Source organism: Lentilactobacillus parafarraginis DSM 18390 = JCM 14109 (genome assembly GCF_001435895.1).
In the GTDB taxonomy this organism is placed as follows: domain Bacteria; phylum Bacillota; class Bacilli; order Lactobacillales; family Lactobacillaceae; genus Lentilactobacillus; species Lentilactobacillus parafarraginis.
Window position 1 is genome coordinate 24,348 of record NZ_AZFZ01000021.1, and the last position, 18,360, is coordinate 42,707.

Consider the following 18,360-nt stretch of genomic DNA (forward strand, 5'->3'; position numbering starts at 1 on the left):
GATACCGGTTACACAATTTTCGAATAAAGGGGATTTTTGAAATGGCAACGAAATATCAAGCAAAGATTACCGCATTGAATGGTGACAAATTGGGCTATCAGCCAACGGGGGAAGCTGACTTTACGATTGATGGCGATACCTTAACCGTTGAAATTACGATGGATCATACATCACCAAATACTCAGCATTGGATGCATTTCCATGGCTTTCCGGATGGTCAGGATGCCCAACCGGCAACCGCTGCTCAGGACACTAACTATGATGGTTACGTTGATTTACCAGAAACCGAACCAGTTTCGGGAACCACAATGGTGCCGTTTAACGACAAGCCCGAAGACATGAACATTCCAACTGATACCTACCCGACTTCGGATGCGAACGGTCATTTCCATTACGTAAAGAAAGTGCCGTTAGCTGATATTCAGAAGAAATTCAAAGAAACCTTTAACGATGATGATCTCCGATTGGATAAACGGGTGATTTATATTCACGGCATCCCGGATTCCGTGGAGTTACCTGACACGGTGCAGGGCAGTGTGATGCACTATGATCCGCATACCACTTTACCAATTGCAACTGGAAAGATTGAACGGGCTTAGCAAAAATGACGCTCAGAGATTCTAGAAGCGTCGGCCCCTTGATGCTTTTATGATGTGAAAAATCAATGAAAATTAATCGCACAATCGGTTAGTCCTTCTGAATTGGACAACCGATTTTTTATTGCCTGGTCAGGCGGTTAACAAAATCATCGCTAAATGATTGACTTTTAAATCCCACTTGCTATAATGATTAGCATGCTAATTAAATGAAACAAAGCTGCTTGATTTTCAAAATACTTGAGCAATAAAGATTAGCATGCTAACAAGTCGATTGGAGATGACGGAATGTTCAAACTATTAAGACGCTTCAATAAGCGGGAATATTCAATGATTGTCATTAGCACCGTTTTCATTGCGGCGCAGGTGTGGCTTGAATTGAAAATTCCGGATTATATGACTCAGATTACCAACGCTCTGGGAACCCGGGGATCCACAACAATGGATATTTTAAAACCCGGTAGTATTATGTTGGGCCTGTCAATTCTGAGTATGATTTCGGCGGTGATTGTGGGATACTTTGCCGCTAGGGTTGCCGCCGGCTTTAGTGCCCGGCTTCGGGGAAACGTCTTTAATCAGGTCATGGATTACTCGACTGAGGACATCAACCAATTTTCAATTCCTAGTTTACTGACGCGATCAACAAATGATATTACCCAGATTCAACAATTTATCGCTATGGGGCTTCAGGTCATTATCAAGGCGCCAATTATGGCAGTCTGGGCGATCACTAAGATTGCCAATAAGGGGTGGCAGTGGACCATGGCAACCGGGATTGCGGTTCTGTTGTTGGTTGTCATGCTGACATTCGTTCTGGTACTGGTTCAACCGCGATTCAAGATTGTCCAGCGCCTAACAGATGCATTGAACCAAACCACCCGCGAAAACTTGAGCGGTCTACGAGTGGTTCACGCATTTAACGCCGAGAACTTCCAAAATAAGAAGTTTGATCAGGCCAACGATCGGTTAACCTCAACCAACCTGTTTGCTAATCGGGTGTTAGCCCTGATGAATCCAGTGATGACGTTAATTTCAAATGGATTGACGCTGGCCGTTTATGCAATTGGCGCCATTCTAATTGAAAATGCCGCAATGGGCGTGGGCCGACTCACACTTTTCAGTAACATGATCGTATTTTCATCATATGCCATGCAGGTAATTCTCGCGTTCCTGCTGCTGTCAATCATCTTTGTGATCCTGCCAAGAGTAACGGTTTCTGCTGGTCGGGTTAACAACGTGTTGGCCGTGCGTCCCGGCATCCACTACGAAACCAAGACCAAGGCCCCAATTCGCAGTAAGGGGACCGTGGAATTTCAGGATGTCTCCTTTAAGTTTAAGGATGCCGAGGCCAACGCGATCGAGCACCTGTCGTTCAAGGCAGAACCGGGCCAAACCATTGCGTTTATTGGCTCTACTGGTAGCGGGAAGAGCACGGTGCTGAATTTGCTGGCACGGCAGGCCGACGTCACTTCAGGAAGGATTTTGGTCGATGGGGTTGATATTCGAGACTATTCCGAATCCGATTTGAATAATCTGATGGGATACATTCCGCAAAAGGCCGTTTTGTTCAGCGGGACCGTGCGATCAAACATTGATTTTGGTGAAAACGCCCGCGCTAAAAAGATGACCGATCAAACCATCTATGCGGCCTTGGACATTGCTCAGGCCCGTGACTTCATTGATGCCGATGAGCGGGGCTTAGACGCGCCGGTTGCCCAACACGGGGATAATTTCTCCGGTGGTCAAAAACAACGACTCGCAATCGCTCGGGCAATTGCGCGGGATCCGGAAATCTTGATGTTTGATGATTCATTTTCAGCGCTGGATTATGCCACTGACCGTCAGTTGCGGGATGCGCTGAAAAAAGATCGTCGCCAGACAACCAAACTGATTGTTGCCCAGCGAATTAGCACGATTATGGATGCTGACCAGATTGTGGTGCTTGAAAATGGACGGGTTGCCGGTAAGGGAACCCATGAAGCCTTATTAAAGAATAATCAGGTTTACCAAGAAATTGCATATTCTCAATTATCAAAGGAGGAACTGGCCGAATGAAGAAGAAAACAGGAATTCTTGCCGGAATTCGAAAGTATGGTCATTCGTATTTTCCCCAGCTGATTATTGCGATTGTTTTGGCCGCTTTAGGAAGTATCACGACCATCATCGGCCCCAATCAGCTGAGTAAAATTACCAATTTGATTGCCAAAGGATTACGCGGCAGCGTGGATGTGAACCACGTCATGAAAATCGTCATCATTTTAGCGATCATTTATGGTGCCGGCGCATTAATGTCGTATGGTCAGGGATTCTTAATGGCTAACGTATCGCAAAATTTCACCCGCGATTTACGGGCTAAGATTAGTCAGAAAATCAACCACCTGCCAATTTCATACTATGACAAGCATGACGAAGGTGATACACTCAGTCGGGTCACAAACGATTTGGATACGTTTGGGCAGGCCCTGAACCAAAGTTTGGGGACCCTGATTTCGTCTGTAGTTCTGATTGTCGGGACGATCGTGATGATGTCAGTTACAAATTGGATCTTAAGTTTAACGGCGATTGTTTCCGCGGTGATCGGAATGATTGGAACAATTTTGCTGATGCAGCATTCACAAAAGTACTTTAATCAGCAGCAGAATAATTTGGCAGCCGTTTCCGGGTACGTTGAAGAAACATACACCGGCCACCAAGTGGTTAAAACATACAATAACACCGAGAATGCCAGGAAAGAATTTTCGAACCGGAATGAAAAATTGGCAACCAGCGTTTGGAAATCGCAGTTCATTTCCGGAATTATGCAGCCGCTGATGAACTTCATTGGCAATTTTGGGTACGTGGCCGTCAGCGTTGTTGGCGCCTTGTTGGTGTTAAACAACACGATCTCAATTGGGGTCGTTGTGGCGTTCATGGTTTACGTTCGGATCTTTACCCAGCCGCTCTCACAGGTGACTCAAGCGTTTGCGAGTCTTCAATCCGCTCAGGCCGGATTGTATCGGGTTCTCGAATTCCTTGAAGAACCGGAAGATACTGACAACGACCACGCCACAAATGAGCTGACCGATACGGGTGGCCGAATCGAATTTGACCACGTTTCGTTTGGCTATCAAAAGGACACCCCAATCATTAAGGACTTTAATGCGGTCGTTGAACCGGGTCAGAAGGTCGCGATTGTTGGCCCAACCGGTTCTGGGAAAACGACTTTAATCAGCCTGCTGATGGGCTTTTATCCGCTTAACAGCGGGGCAATTAAAATTGACGGCCAGGATATCCGAACCGTCACAAAAGAAAGCATCCGGGAGCAGTTTGACATGGTGCTTCAGGATGCGTGGTTATTTGAAGATACCGTGATGAATAATTTAAAGTATAACCATCCAGAAATTGATGACCGGCGAGTGATCGAAGCGGCTCAAGCTGTCGGGATTGATCATTTTATTCGAACGCTGCCGCAGGGATACAATACCGTCCTCGATGATTCTGTTACCCTTTCAGTTGGCCAAAAGCAGTTGATGACCATTGCCAGAGCGCTGGTTCGCAACCGGCCAATGCTGATTTTGGATGAGGCGACCAGTTCGGTGGACACGCGGACTGAGGAACAGCTTCAAAAGGCAATGGATATCCTCACGAAGGGCCGAACATCACTGGTTATTGCCCATCGTCTTTCGACCATTAAGAACGCTGATAAAATTATCGTTTTGAAGGATGGGCAAATCCTCGAAACCGGCAACCACGATGAACTAATGTCGCAAAACGGCTTTTATGCTAATCTATACAATAGTCAGTTTGAGAGCTTGACGGCATAGAGAAGAGGTAGGTAAATGGATAATGTCCAACTAGGGCCATTAATTAAAGCGGTTAATACGCTTTTTGAACGCGACATTGATAATCAGCTCACCAACAGTGAAGACGCACCCGGGCTAACGGGAACGCAGGCCCAGTTACTGGGATATCTGTTGCAGCAATCCGATCAGGAGATCTATCAGCGCGATCTAGAAAATGTTTTTAACCTGAGCCGCCCGACAATTAACGGCTTGGTGAAACGATTAAGGGAAGGCGGTTTCGTGGAAGTCATCCCTTCTCAAGAAGATAAACGTTTTAAGCAGGTCCGGTTATCTCCTAAAACCGAAGCGAAAATGCGCGAACACCAGCCTGAATTTGAAAGGGCCTTTATTGATTTGGAAGCCAAAATGACCAGGGGGATGTCAACGCAGGATGTTCGAACGTTGAAGACCCTGCTTAAAAGCTGCTTGGATAATTTAAAGGGCTAGGGGCATTTTGCTTCTAAGGCAGTGATGATCCTGATGAGTGATTGACTGCCGCTTAAATAACGAAGGTATTCATATGGCCATGATGATCGCATAGATAAATTCAAATAGCTGTGCTTTCTTACCATAGTCCAATCCCTCTAACGTCTCTGAATTTTATGAGAAACGTTAGGGGGATTTTTTTACTATTCAGATAACCGCTTCCATTGCTGACCTACTGCAAATTCCATTTTTAACGCTTACAATTATTAAGTTAGGTATTCCTAAAATATGGTTTACTTACATTTAAATCATGGTAACATTAGATTTGAAATTAAAAGGAGGTACTTATGAACAATGGTAAAGAATAAGGCGCCAAAGAAGCAACATTTGATTCATTATGCTAACGGCCCTTCCTTGGAAGAAATTAACGGAACCATTTCCGTTCCAAAGGGGCGCGGGTTTTGGAAAACGTTATTTATGTATTCTGGACCGGGTGCGTTAGTTGCAGTAGGGTACATGGATCCCGGAAACTGGTCAACGTCAATCACCGGTGGTCAAAACTTTGAGTATCTATTAATGTCTGTTATCTTGATATCGAGTTTAATTGCGATGTTGCTTCAGTACATGGCGGCTAAACTGGGGATTGTGTCTCAGATGGATTTGGCCCAAGCAATTCGGGCGCGAACCAGCAAAACCCTTGGGATCGTTTTATGGATTTTGACCGAGTTTGCGATTATGGCGACGGATATTGCCGAAGTTATCGGGGCTGCGATTGCCCTTTATCTCTTGTTCCACATTCCGCTTGTGTATGCCGTATTCATCACGGTATTTGATGTGCTGCTTTTGCTATTATTGACGAAGGTTGGGTTTCGAAAAATTGAAGCAATTGTTGTTTGTTTGATTCTTGTCATTTTATTTGTATTTGTTTACGAAGTTGCTTTGTCCGAACCAAACTTCGCGGCGATGTTTAAGGGATTGATTCCAACTGGCCAAACATTCTCAGGTACCGATCATGTCAATGGCGATACACCATTAACGGGTGCCTTGGGAATTATCGGGGCCACCGTAATGCCCCATAACCTGTATCTTCACTCGGCAATTTCGCAAACGCGAAAGGTTGATCATAATGACCAGGAAGATGTTGCTCGAACGGTTCGCTTTTCAACTTGGGATTCAAATATCCAGCTGTCATTTGCGTTCGTGATCAACTCACTGCTATTGATCATGGGAGTTGCCGTATTCAAGACCGGGGCCGTTAAAGACCCATCGTTCTTTGGGCTGTTTGATGCCTTATCGAATACATCAATGCTCAGCAACGGGATTTTGATTGCGGTTGCCAAGTCCGGGATCTTATCAATTCTGTTTGCCGTTGCGTTGCTGGCTTCAGGTCAAAATTCAACTATTACCGGAACGTTAACCGGACAGGTTATCATGGAAGGCTTCATTCATATGAAGATGCCGCTGTGGCTTCGTCGTCTGGTTACGCGATTAATTTCAGTCATTCCGGTTTTAATTTGCGTGGCAATGACCAGCGGCCAATCGCCGATTCGGCAGCACGAGGCGTTGAACACATTGATGAATAATTCCCAGGTATTTCTGGCGTTTGCCCTGCCATTTTCAATGTTGCCGTTACTCATGATGACGGATAATTCAAAGGAAATGGGTGAGCGCTTTAAGAACACGCTATGGGTTAAGGTTCTGGGGTGGTTCTCCGTTTTAGCCCTCACATTTCTGAATATGAAGGGCTTGCCCGATAATATCGCCAGCTTCTTTGGCGATAACCCTTCGGCGAGTCAATTAACTTTCGCCCATACCATCGCGTACGTCATTATTGTTGCCATTGTGCTCCTGCTCATTTGGACCGTTTACGACCTTTATCAAAGTCGCAATAAAATGCCGCAACGATTTGAAACAACGGCTGAACATTATGATGAAAGTGCGAATGATTAGCGTTATTATTTAATCAGAGGGAGGGACACAATTTAATGGATAATAATGATATGCCACACACAAAATTTAAACGAATTTTAGTTGGTGTTGATGACTCACCTGATGCACAGCTGGCCTTTCGGTACGCAATTTCCGAAGCCCGGATGTCAGACGCAGACCTTATCATTACCTCCGTATTGGAGCACGATGATATGAATGTTTACCAAGCACTCAGCAAAGACTACGTGCATGGCGAACGCGCTGAACTGGCGCAACATCTCAATCAGTATCGTGATTTGGCGCTGCGTGCCGGGGTTAAAAAGGTTGATACTGTCATTGACGAAGGCGATCCTGGTGAAGTGATCGTTAAGACGATTATTCCAGCAGTTAAGGCTGATTTGTTAATTGTTGGTTCGTTGTCAAAAACTGGGGTTCGCAAGTACTTTGGTTCCCAAGCTGCTTATATGGCAAAATATTCACCAATTTCAGTGATGGTTGTGCGATAATTGAAATAGATAATTAAATCACAATTCAGCGAAAGGAGCAGGTACGATCACACCGTACTCGCTTCTTTTGCATTTTTTGGGGGAAGATCAAAATGGTGTTAACTGAAAAGAGTCGAAAGTGGTTTGTGGGAACACTGCTGTTAGGGACATTTACCATGTCGATTAGCCAGTCGTCATTATCGACGGCGTACCCAACTTTTATGCGCTACTTTAATTTGCCGGCGAGCACGATCGCTTGGCTGACCACCGGGTTTATGCTGATTATGTCAGTGGTCATGCCGTTATCCCCGTGGCTCATGGATAACTTTAGATTCAAGCCGCTGTACTTAACGCTGCTGATTAACTTTGTCGTCGGCACGTTAATCGTGATTTTTGCGCCCAACTTTTTGATTATGATGGTTGGCCGGCTGATGGAAGGCTTTAGTGTCGGGGTGCTTTTTCCTTCCTACCAGTCCATTATTCTGGAAATTACGCCTCAGGATAAACGGGGAACGGTTATGGGGACCGTTGGCTTGGTAATGGGGTCGGCGCTCGCCGTTGGACCAATTGTTTCCGGGGTCATTCTTCAAGTGATGAGCTGGCAGGCGATTTTTGGGTTCTTCCTGGTTGTTCTCTCGGCAGTATTTTTGCTTGCTTTGAAGACGGTTGTCAGTCCGTTGAAATTAAAAACGACACATTTCGATTTTATTTCCGTCTTTATGTCTTTAGGAATCATTGGATTACTTTACTTTATTAATGAAATTTCTCATATGACGGTTACCAATTACGTTAATTGGGGAATCCTGATTGTGTCGGTCATTCTGCTTTACTTATTTGTTCGTCGTCAGCTGAAGATGCCGATGCCGCTTCTGCGATTGGATATTTTGAAGATCGGGAACTTTGATTTGGGGGTTGCGTTAACATCACTCTCATATATGTCCCTGATTACGATTACCATCGTGATGCCGTTATACTACCAACAGGCCTTGGGACTGAGCCCGTTTTGGTCCGGGATGGCGCTGGTACCAGCCGCTGCCTTTCTATCATGGTTAAACCGGCGAAGCGGCCGTTTAGCCGACCGAATTGGTTTTAAACCGGTTATCGCCATTGGCTTTGGCTTATTCATCATTGGCTGGGGCGGTTTACTGCTGCTATCTGGGTTACGAAATATTTGGGTCGGGATTATCTGCACGATGATTGTCGAAGCCGGCAACGCGTTTGCGATGATGCCGGCAACCACACTTGGTGCCAATTCATTGACCAATGATTTGATTCCCCACGGGTCATCCATTATTGCGACCTTCCGCCAAATCATGGGATCCACGGCGATTGTGCTGGCAACCGTGATTTTGGGGAACGGGAACTTTAACGCGGTGTTTGCGACCTTCTTGGTCATGGAAATTGCCGCTTTGGGATTGGCATTTATGATCAAGGACACCACCGCGCAGCGCAGTGCATATGCCACCCAACGTTAATTTTTCCAAAGATATTACTTATAAATAATGAATTTAATTTGGATGTATACGGTTTACATCCTTTTTTTATGCACTTTTTTATTGTGAATGAAAGTTATTTTCATCAATAGATTATGTCAGTAACGGTATAGTGAATGTGGTTTTGAAAATCACAAGGCAATTAATTGTAACCATTTTCAGAATGTGCTATTCTTCTAGTAGATGCTTAAAGATGTCTTCATAAATTACATAGGTGGTCCATCGATTGGGACACCTCGGATGATAAGACGTCGTTTAATTGAAAGTCATTTTTAGGAGGCTATAACATGGCATACAGAACTGTTAACCCTTACAACAACGAGGTTGTTAAGGAATATCCGTTCGCAACTGATGATCAATTACAAGATGCCCTGGCAACTGGGCATGATTTATATGAGACGATGAAGAAACAGCCAATTGCGGATCGGGCCAAGATCCTGCATAACGTTGCCGCCAAATTACGGGAACACGAAGATGAATTAGCCCGTGCCTGTACCATTGATATGGGAAAGTTAATTGGCGAATCCCGTGGTGAAGTCGAATTAGTTGCGATTATTGCCGACTGGTTTGCCGATCATGGTGAAGAAATTCTGAAACCGGAAAAGATTGACACGATTGCCACTGGCGAAGCTGAAATTCAGCACCACGCAACCGGGGTCATCATGATGGTTGAACCTTGGAACTTCCCATACTACCAAATCATGCGGGTATTTGCCCCTAACTTTATTGTTGGGAACCCGATGATTCTCAAACACGCTGCCAACACCCCAACTTCTGCTCAGATGTTTGCTGACGTGGTCGCTGAAGCTGGTGCTCCTAAGGGATCATTGACCAACTTATTCCTGTCATATGATCAGGTAACCGAAGCAATCGATGATCCACGGGTTCAAGGTGTCGCTCTGACCGGTTCCGAACGTGGCGGGACTTCCGTTGCCGGGGCTGCCGGTAAGGCACTCAAGAAGAACACCATGGAACTTGGCGGCATGGACCCATTCGTTGTACTGGGAGATGCCAACATGGATGACGTGGCCGACATTGCATGGCGGGCACGGATTTACAACACTGGTCAAGTATGTACGTCATCGAAGCGTTTCATTGTGATGGATAATGTTTACGATCAGTTCGTTGATGTTTTGAAAGATAAATTCAGTCAGTTGAAACCAGGCGATCCGCTTGATCCAAACACAACTTTAGCCCCAATGAATACTAAGAAGGCTAAGGAAAAATTACAGGGTCAACTGGATGATGCCATTGCGCATGGGGCAAAGGTTGTCTATGGTAACGAACCAATCGATCTGCCGGGACAATTCTTCAAACCAACGATCCTGACTGACATTTCCAAAGACAATCCAGCCTACAAGACTGAATTATTTGGCCCAATCGCCTGCGTTTACAAGGTTCACAGTGAAGAAGAAGCAATCGAAGTTGCCAATGACAACCCTTACGGCCTTGGCGGCATTGTCTTCGCCGGCGACGCTGACCACGGTGCCGAAGTGGCTTCCCAGATTGAAACCGGGATGGTCTTTGTCAACAACTTCATGTCAACCTTGCCAGAGTTACCATTCGGTGGGGTTAAGTTATCCGGTTACGGGCGTGAAATGAGTCACATTGGTGAGTTTGCTTTTGTTAACGAACAGTTAATTGTGAAGGCCGACAAACCTAACCTGAAGAATCCGGCCGGTGGCTTGGTAGCTTTCGGACCAGATGACCAGTAAATTTCGATAACCAATTCTATCAACTGTTTCATTGAGAGCAGCTCGTCGGTAACACTGGGCTCTCATATTCAAGGGTGACCACGAGGACTCTTTACCAGTGTTGCGATACCAATCTTTACAAGTGATATTCTCATTCTCCTTAACGAAAAATCGACTGACAGTTTAACCTGTTAGTCGATTTTTTCATTTCTTGTGCTGATTCAAAGGCATGGCACGCAAAGAACCCTATGATTTTGGCAGGATGATCCTTAAGAAGTTTGGCTTCACCTTCACGGTAATCGGCAGTTTCATGGCGGGATCACCGTCAATGCGGGTTTCGACTTTTTGCGCCGACAAATTTTCAATCTGAATTTCGCGACACTTTAGATAAATAACGCCGCGGGCCCGTTTCAAATTACCCGTTAAAAAGAACGTCCCATACGTGATAATTTTTGGCAGGGTGAACCGCTTCAGGATGAAAACTTGCAGTAAGTCATCGTCGTAGGTGGCGTCGGGGTTAAAGGCAACGTTACCGCCCACCGAATTAGTGGTCGTGATTAATAGGATTTGTGCTTTTAGAACCCGCGTCTTGCCGTTTGCCGTTATTCGGAGTTTATAGGAGCGATCCTTAAACAGCGCTTTGACCCCCTTGAACAGGTAAATAATCGGTCCAAACCGGCGCTTTTCTGATTGTTTGACGTCCCGGGAAATATCGGCCAGCTTTCCCAGAGTGAGGCTGCTGACCATGGGCTGGTCGCCCACCGTGGCTAAATCGACGAGTTTGGGCATGCCGGAAACCAGGTTATCAATGGCCTGATCAACATTGAGGGGGATTTTAAGCGCCCTGGCAAAGTTATTGACCGTCCCGCCAGGAATAATTCCAAGGGGGATGGCTTTACCGGCCTGCAAAAAACCTGCACAGGCGGTGTTGATGGAGCCGTCTCCGCCGATTGTGATAAGGCGGTCGTATTGATCGGTTGCTGTCGCAGCCGCATGAATGGCGTCACTCTCCGAATCGGTTGCTTTAAGAACGGCGGTTTGGCCATGGCGTTCAAGGACGGCCTTGGCTTTCTTGGCAATTTCGTTGTTATCAGATTTACCAGCCTGGGCATTAAAGATAATCAGATTCTTTTCCACATGAATCGCCTCCTTCATCGAAGTGGTGCCTGTACCTATATTATAAGGTGAAAATTACTTTGGCGCTTCCTTGGGGATTATGGTCAGTGATCCATTCATGACCGGCGATGTGGCATCAACGGCGTGGGGATCGGTAAAGATCCTGAGAAACTTCATGAAACTTTCGGCGGTATTCTGTTCATTTAGATCAGCCAGCGGCATCCAGTAAATCTTGCCTTCGTCGCTCTGCTTGAGGGCTCCGGAATACGTAGACGTCCGGTAAAGAAACCCTAATCGGCGATACAGGGGGTCCTGGTTGAACCATTCAACGGTTCCGCAAGATTCTAGGTGACTGACGTGCAAGCCGGTTTCTTCATACACTTCGCGGACCATCGCGTCATAGAGCCCCTCGTTTTTCTCGATATGGCCGCCAGGAAAGGTGTGGCCAAATTTCCAAGCGACATCGGTTTTATCTTCGACCAGAACTTCTTTGGTCGTCGGGTTATAAATCATGCACATATTCACCATTTCAACGTGTTCTGAACGTGAATAGGTCATCTCGATCACCTCATTTTAAAATTAAAACTGCCTCTGAAGTCAGTATAGCAAACTTCAGAGGCAGTTTTGATGTGGTTACTTTGACGATACTATTGAATGTGTGTTAATGAGGGTTATTTCCAGGATCATGCGGCGACTGCAAACTTCCCAGCTGCCCCCGGAACTCCTTGGAATAGAGATTCAAGTCAGATTGGTAAGCAGCAACATCGTTACTCATATCAACGGTGTAGTCAGCTTCCTCACCGTGTTCCCCTTTATCCAATCCAAGTTCCTCTTCCTTACGGTCAACCCGCATTGGCATTACGAGGCCGAGGAGCTTGATAATAATGGATGCCGCAATTGAAACGAAGATAATGGTGGCAAGGGTGGCGATGATCTGAACCCCTAACTGGTGGAAGCCGCCGCCATAGAAGAGACCGTTGTGGGTGACGATGGGGTTAACAGCTTTAGTAGCGAACAGGCCGGTGAAAATACTTCCGACAATCCCACTGACACCGTGACAGCCAAAGGCATCCAAAGCGTCATCAACCCCGATTCGATCTTTGAGGTAGTTAACGAAGAAGTAACTGGCGAATGTTGAGAACATGCCGATCCAAAACGAGCCGGCGATGGTGACAAAGCCACAGGCAGGGGTAATCCCAACCAGGCCACACAATGTCCCGGTACATACCCCAACCAAAGTTGGTTTACCTGAGATAATCATGTCCAAAATCATCCAGGTAACCATTGCGGTCCCAGTTGACATGGTTGTGGTGATGGTTGCCTGAGCGGCAATGTTGTTAACGGCCAGGGCGGACCCGGCGTTAAACCCATACCAGCCAATCCAAAGAATGGTGGCCCCTAACAGAACCCATGGCAGGTTGTAGTGGGTGTGTGGCTTATCGCCAAACTTGATTCGCTTACCTAAGAAGGCGGACAAGACAAACGCGGTAATCCCGGCGTTAATATGGACAACCGTTCCACCGGCGAAGTCCAGCGTGCCCAGGCCAGCTAAGAGACCGTGGGCGCTCCAAACCAAGTGGACCATTGGGTAGTAGATTAAGATTGACCAGAGGATTAAGAAGACCAACAGAAAGTTGAACTTGATCCGGCCAACAACCGCGCCGACGAACAGGGCCGGGGTAATAATGGCGAACATCATTTCAAATATCGAATAGATCCCGGTCGGAATCTTGGTGGCGGTTAACGCTCCTAATTTGACACCGTTCATGAAGAAGTTGTGGAGGGTCCCGACAATTCCGTGAATGTCGCCCTCAAAGGAGAGACTGTAGCCAACCATGACCCAGAGGACAATGGCGACGCCGGTCATGACGAATACCGATAACATGGTATTGACAACGTTGCGCTTCGACACCAAGCCCCCGTAGAAGAAGGCCAGCCCCGGTGTCATGAATAGGACGAGGATACTGGATAAAATAATAAAAGATGTGTTTGCAGCATTCAATAGCATCGCTTCCCTTTTTCTTTAATGTCATAAATTCTAACATCATCATTGGGGCTCGTCCAGACTTTGTTAGAAACGTTCTTAGTATATTTTAAGAGTTGAAAAAATGGAAACGATGCCAAAAGCTTTAAAATTAAATCATTGATCTTTGAGTCATCAATTAAAAAATATTTTTACCGCTAACCGGTAGATGTTAGAACTCCTGACAAATATAACAAAAAGCGATTATCCAACGTAATTTGGATAACTGCTTGATTAACTATTTAACTTCAGCGACTGCATCATCAATTGGGCTTTCGCCATCGCTCATTTCAATGATTTTGCCGATTGTGTTGTTGGATACCGTAATCTTAGCCAGCACCGCTGCAACGTTTTCGATGCTGTTTTCCGAGTTGGTAAATTCACCCAGCGAAACTTTGCCCGATCCTGGTTTTTCAACTAAAGCAGTGGGTTGCAGGATTGTGTAATCCAGCGACGTGTTCTTAATCAGCCAGAGGTCGGCGAAATGCTTGGCAATCAGATAGTTAGCCAGTGGTGACGGATTGGCGCCGCTAAATGAATCCGGCGTTAGTGAATCCCGGGAACTCAGCATGACGAAGCGATCGATGCCGCGTTTGGCAGCTTCAATCATCACTTTCACAGCGCCGTTTAAGTCAACTTGAAGGAGATCCTTGCCGCCTGACCCGGCGGTGAAGACAATCGCATCAGCTTCTGGCAGTGCCTTCAGAATGTCATCCTTAGTGTCATACAGATCAAGCTTAAATGGTTTCACGTTTGATGGTGCATGGATGTTTTCCGGCTTGCGGGCGCCGGCAAAAATTAGGTTATCCTTGTCGGCAGCGAGTTTGGTGACAACTTGGGAACCAACCCGACCGGTTGCACCAATAACGATAATTTTCATGGTATTCCTCCTTGTGAGTATTCTAAATCTAAGTATATCGGTTCTTCCCCATTAAATGAAAGGAAAAGTTTTTGAAATCATGACGGTTTTCTTGATATCGATCAATTATTTCTTGGTGGATCTTTCCTATACTAGAGTCATCATCAAGAGATAGGAGTAAACCAATCATGAAATTCCAAAAATTCATTAATCAACATCTCAATCAAATTACGTTGGCTACCGCCATTTTAATCGGCGTGGGCTTTGCCGGCAAGCTAATTGGCTCAAATATCATCTACACGGTCAGTTTCATCGTCGCGTCGGTAATCTCAGCGGTGCCAATCATGATGCGGGCTTTCTCAGCCCTGCGATTTAGGACCATCAGTATTGAACTGCTGGTGAGTATCGCCGTTATTGGGGCCTTTCTGATTGGCGAATATAATGAGTCGGCAATCGTTACCTTTCTGTTTCTCTTCGGAACGTTTTTGGAAGACAAAACGTTGGCTAAGACCCGCCACGCCATTAAGGATTTAACGGAAATGGCCCCCACAACGGCTGATGTTGTTCAAGACGACGGGTCGACTGAAGAAACCGACGTGGACTTTGTCGATGTTGGCGACGTCGTTTTAGTCAAGACCGGGGCTCAAGTTCCGGTTGATGGTGAAATTGTTTCCGGATCCGGTCATTTGAACGAAGCCAGCATTAATGGTGAATCGAAGCTCGCTGCCAAAACAACTGGGGATCCGGTATACGCCGGGACCATGCTGGACAACGGAACCGTTCAAGTTCGGGCTACTAAAGTTGGCGATGACACCACGTTTGGCAAGATCGTTGAGCTGGTTGAAGATGCTCAGGATACCAAGTCACCGGCAGAAAAGTTTATTGATAAATTTGCAACTTACTATACACCGGCTGTATTAGTCATTGCCTTACTCGTTGGCCTAATCTTTCAAGACTTTCGCTTAGCGATCACCGTTCTGGTTCTTGGATGCCCAGGGGCCTTGGTGATTGGGGCGCCGGTCTCCAACGTTGCCGGAATTGGCAATGGGGCGAAGAACGGGGTCCTGATTAAGGGCGGCGACGTTATGAATACGTTGAGCAAAGTTGATACGATTGTCTTTGATAAGACGGGAACCCTCACGGAAGGCAAAACCGCCGTTACCCATTTCAAGAACAGTTCTGATAACGATGGCGTATTAGCCTATGCCGCCGCCGTTGAAAAGGAATCTGATCACCCGTTGGCAAAGGCGGTTGTGGCATATGCCAAAACCCACGGTAGTGATTTTGATCAGCTTGAAGTGACCGCTAGTGATACCATTAAGGGCCGCGGGATTTTAGCTCAGGTTAATGGGCAGGATGTGTTAATCGGCAATCGTCAGTTGATGACTGACCATCAAATTGAGTTAACCGCAACCCAAAGTAGTGATTTACAGGAAATTCAACACCAGGGAAGTTCGTCAGTCATTATTGCGATTGCCGGCAAGGTTCAGGCGATTATCGGAATTTCGGACGTGATTCGCCCAGGCGTCAAGGAAAGTCTTCAGTTATTGAAGAAGGCCGGCGTCAAGAAAACGGTGATGCTAACGGGGGATAACCAGCTCACGGCGCAGTCAGTTGCTGGTCAGCTCGGAATCGATGAGGTTCACGCTGAATTGATGCCTGAAGACAAGGTTAATTTTGTAAAGGATTTCCAGAAGAGCGGTCACACGGTTGCGTTTGTTGGTGACGGGATTAACGATAGTCCGTCGCTGGCAACTGCCAATATTGGGATTGCCATGGGCAGCGGGACCGACGTTGCGGTTGAAACTTCTGATGTGGTGCTGATGTCCTCCGGATTTGACGAATTGGTTCATGCGTTTGGATTGGCCCGCAAGACGGTTTTGAACACCAAGGAAAATATCGTGATCGCCGTTGGAACGGTGGCCTTCCTGTTACTTGGCTTGCTAGTCGGCGTTATCTACATGGCCAGCGGGATGTTTGTCCACGAAGCCAGCATCCTGGTCGTTATTTTCAATGCCATGCGATTGATCAAATTTAGAATTAAAACCCCAAAACTTGATTCAGATCAATTATCCGCAACTGAAGTTAAGTTATCCTAATAAGTGAAGTTAAGGAACTTAGAAATTGGAGGAATTCAATATGAGTAAAGCAATCTTACAACTGGATGCATTGTCCTGCCCGTCATGCATGCAAAAAATTCAGGGCGCACTGGAAAAACAAGCCGGTGTTGATACCGTCAAGGTTCTCTTTAACGCCGCAAAGGTTAAAACCGAATTCGATGCCGATCAGGTCTCAGCAGACCAGTTATCAAATGTGGTTAGCGATCTTGGATACGAAGTTAAGTCAGTCAAAGTTAAATCATAACGGGGTGGAAAAATGACAACAGCAACGCCAGAAAAATTATTCGCAGCAGAAGTTAAGCAAGCCGATATCGATCACCACACACCAACAGCTGGGGCCATGACCGGCCACATTGTCTCAAACTTGGTAGTCCTAGCAGATAAACTGCAGCAGGCTAAGTGGTACGTGAAGGGCATAAACGCCATTAGTTTGAAGCGTTACTTTGGCGACTTGCTAACCAAAGCCCAGCAGCAGCGGGATGCTTTGGGACAGGTCTTAGTGGATGAGAACCTGATCACGCCGTCGACGCAAAAAGAGTTTGGCGAATACGCAATGCTCCAGGAAAACGGCCAGAATAAGTACGAAGACGCTGAATGGCTGATTAATGATTTCGCGCACGATTACGACACGGACAATATGTTCGTGACCCGGGCAATCAAGTTGGCCGAAAAGGAAGACCGACCAGTGTTGGCCACCTACCTGACGACTTTGCTTGCCAGTAACAACCATGAAATCGCCACCCTCCAGGGACTTCTCGGCAAGACGCCGCGGGAAGGACTGGATGAAGATGAGGACGAGGATGACTAAGATTTTTCTAAGGATAACTGAATCTCTGTAAGCGGAAAATTAAAGCAAGTTTCATGATCACTATGCTAACGATCATGAGGCTTGCTTTATGTTTTTATTGACTGTTTGAAATGGAAACGATGGCATTAACAAATAAGGATAATTGACAACCCTAGGTGGATTGCCAATTATCCTTATTTTGATAGATCTTAAACTACCACAAATATTCAACCGGATTCTTAATGTACTTATCGTAAACATCGCGAACAATATCCAGTTGTTCATCAGTTAATGCTGGCAAGTCGGCAGCCGTGGTGTTGCGATCGATTTGGGTTGGGTTGCTGGCACCGGGGATGACGGCAGAAACGGCGTCGTACATGAGGATGAAGCGCAGCGCCATGGCGGCGAGGTTATCGGTGCCCAAGCGGCGTTTGAGTTCATCAGCCGCCTTAACGCCGGTTAAATAATCCACTCCGGAGAAGGTTTCACCCTTATCGAAGAGCTGACCATTTCGGTTGGTTGTCCGGTGATCTTCCGGCGCAAATTTGGTGTCCTTGGTGTACTTACCGGTCAACAGACCACTTGCTAGCGGTACCCGGGCCAAAATGCCAACGTTGGCATGCTTTGCCAGGTTGAAAAAGAGATCGGCAGGGCGTAGCCGGAACATATTGAAGATAATCTCAACGGCAGAAATGTCGTATGAGAGGGCCTTGATGCCTTCTTCAACTCGTTCAACGCTGACACCATAGTTTTTAATTTTACCTTCCTTTTTGAGTTTATCCATTGTAAAGAAGGTTTCGGGCATGTAGTAGGTTGGCATCGGCGGGCAGTGCAGCAGCACCATGTCCAAAGCATCAACCTGCATGTTCTTAAGCGATTCTTCAACGTAGCGGGTCAGATTGGCAGGATTGAAGTGTTCAATGGAGAGAGGTTCTTCTTTCCGACCGATCTTAGTGGTGAAATGAACGTCGGGATGGGATCTAAGAAACTGTTTGAGATCTAAATTGAGTT

At 46.3% G+C, this 18,360-nt stretch carries 16 protein-coding genes; 11 read left to right on the top strand and 5 right to left on the bottom strand.

All coding sequences use genetic code 11. The features are described from left to right. The first annotated feature begins 41 nt into the window (after window positions 1–41). The 8 genes from FD47_RS06575 to FD47_RS06610 all read left to right on the top strand — a co-directional run bounded on the left by FD47_RS06575 (window position 42) and on the right by FD47_RS06610 (window position 10,465). Window positions 42–599 (top strand): hypothetical protein, encoded by a 558-nt coding sequence (locus FD47_RS06575; RefSeq protein ID WP_054734075.1) that lies wholly within the window; start codon window positions 42–44, stop codon window positions 597–599. A 285-nt stretch (window positions 600–884) separates the two neighbouring features. Beyond that, window positions 885–2,651, top strand: coding sequence for an ABC transporter ATP-binding protein (locus tag FD47_RS06580; RefSeq protein WP_056980293.1), 1,767 nt, complete (start codon window positions 885–887; stop codon window positions 2,649–2,651). Continuing rightward, entirely contained in the window at window positions 2,648–4,399 is a 1,752-nt protein-coding gene (locus FD47_RS06585; RefSeq protein WP_054734078.1) for an ABC transporter ATP-binding protein, read from the top strand. The genes FD47_RS06580 and FD47_RS06585 overlap by 4 nt, the downstream gene beginning before the upstream one ends. A 15-nt stretch (window positions 4,400–4,414) precedes the next feature. Further along, the gene (locus FD47_RS06590) at window positions 4,415–4,864 is read left to right on the top strand and encodes a MarR family winged helix-turn-helix transcriptional regulator (RefSeq protein ID WP_054734081.1); all 450 of its coding nucleotides are present in this window, start codon (window positions 4,415–4,417) and stop codon (window positions 4,862–4,864) included. 333 nt (window positions 4,865–5,197) lie between these two features. Then, window positions 5,198–6,793 (top strand): Nramp family divalent metal transporter, encoded by a 1,596-nt coding sequence (locus FD47_RS06595; RefSeq protein ID WP_054734084.1) that lies wholly within the window; start codon window positions 5,198–5,200, stop codon window positions 6,791–6,793. A gap of 35 nt (window positions 6,794–6,828) precedes the next feature. Then, a complete protein-coding gene (locus FD47_RS06600) occupies window positions 6,829–7,278 on the top strand; it encodes a universal stress protein (protein ID WP_008215476.1) in 450 nt (149 codons plus the stop codon). 92 nt (window positions 7,279–7,370) lie between these two features. After that, window positions 7,371–8,732: an MFS transporter gene (locus FD47_RS06605; RefSeq protein ID WP_054734087.1), complete on the top strand. Its 1,362-nt coding sequence runs from the start codon at window positions 7,371–7,373 to the stop codon at window positions 8,730–8,732. A 305-nt stretch (window positions 8,733–9,037) separates the two neighbouring features. Next, entirely contained in the window at window positions 9,038–10,465 is a 1,428-nt protein-coding gene (locus FD47_RS06610; protein WP_056980295.1) for an NAD-dependent succinate-semialdehyde dehydrogenase, read from the top strand. Between the two features lie 225 nt (window positions 10,466–10,690). Here the strand turns inward: FD47_RS06610 and FD47_RS06615 are convergent, their stop codons facing one another. From FD47_RS06615 to FD47_RS06630, 4 genes are all read right to left on the bottom strand, one after another. Beyond that, window positions 10,691–11,581 carry a diacylglycerol/lipid kinase family protein gene (locus FD47_RS06615; RefSeq protein ID WP_054734090.1) on the bottom strand — a complete coding sequence of 297 codons (891 nt, stop codon included), beginning with the start codon at window positions 11,579–11,581 and terminating at the stop codon, window positions 10,691–10,693. Window positions 11,582–11,635: 54 nt separating this feature from the next. After that, window positions 11,636–12,118: an 8-oxo-dGTP diphosphatase gene (locus FD47_RS06620; protein ID WP_056980297.1), complete on the bottom strand. Its 483-nt coding sequence runs from the start codon at window positions 12,116–12,118 to the stop codon at window positions 11,636–11,638. A 103-nt stretch (window positions 12,119–12,221) separates the two neighbouring features. Then, window positions 12,222–13,562, bottom strand: a complete 1,341-nt coding sequence (locus FD47_RS06625; protein ID WP_054734097.1) for an ammonium transporter — start codon at window positions 13,560–13,562, stop codon at window positions 12,222–12,224. A gap of 259 nt (window positions 13,563–13,821) precedes the next feature. After that, window positions 13,822–14,463, bottom strand: a complete 642-nt coding sequence (locus FD47_RS06630; RefSeq protein WP_008215485.1) for an NAD(P)H-binding protein — start codon at window positions 14,461–14,463, stop codon at window positions 13,822–13,824. 167 nt (window positions 14,464–14,630) lie between these two features. On the opposite strand from FD47_RS06630, the gene FD47_RS06635 reads away from it, so the two are divergent. The 3 genes from FD47_RS06635 to FD47_RS06645 are packed head-to-tail and all read left to right on the top strand — an operon-like array spanning window position 14,631 to window position 17,370. After that, window positions 14,631–16,541: a heavy metal translocating P-type ATPase gene (locus FD47_RS06635; protein WP_054734100.1), complete on the top strand. Its 1,911-nt coding sequence runs from the start codon at window positions 14,631–14,633 to the stop codon at window positions 16,539–16,541. A 40-nt stretch (window positions 16,542–16,581) separates the two neighbouring features. Next, entirely contained in the window at window positions 16,582–16,806 is a 225-nt protein-coding gene (locus FD47_RS06640; RefSeq protein WP_054734103.1) for a heavy-metal-associated domain-containing protein, read from the top strand. Window positions 16,807–16,818: 12 nt separating this feature from the next. Continuing rightward, entirely contained in the window at window positions 16,819–17,370 is a 552-nt protein-coding gene (locus tag FD47_RS06645) for a ferritin-like domain-containing protein (RefSeq protein WP_054734106.1), read from the top strand. 193 nt (window positions 17,371–17,563) lie between these two features. On the opposite strand, the gene FD47_RS06650 is transcribed toward FD47_RS06645, so the two are convergent. Next, a partial coding sequence (locus tag FD47_RS06650) for an aldo/keto reductase (protein ID WP_056980298.1) occupies window positions 17,564–18,360 on the bottom strand: 797 nt, incomplete at its 5' end.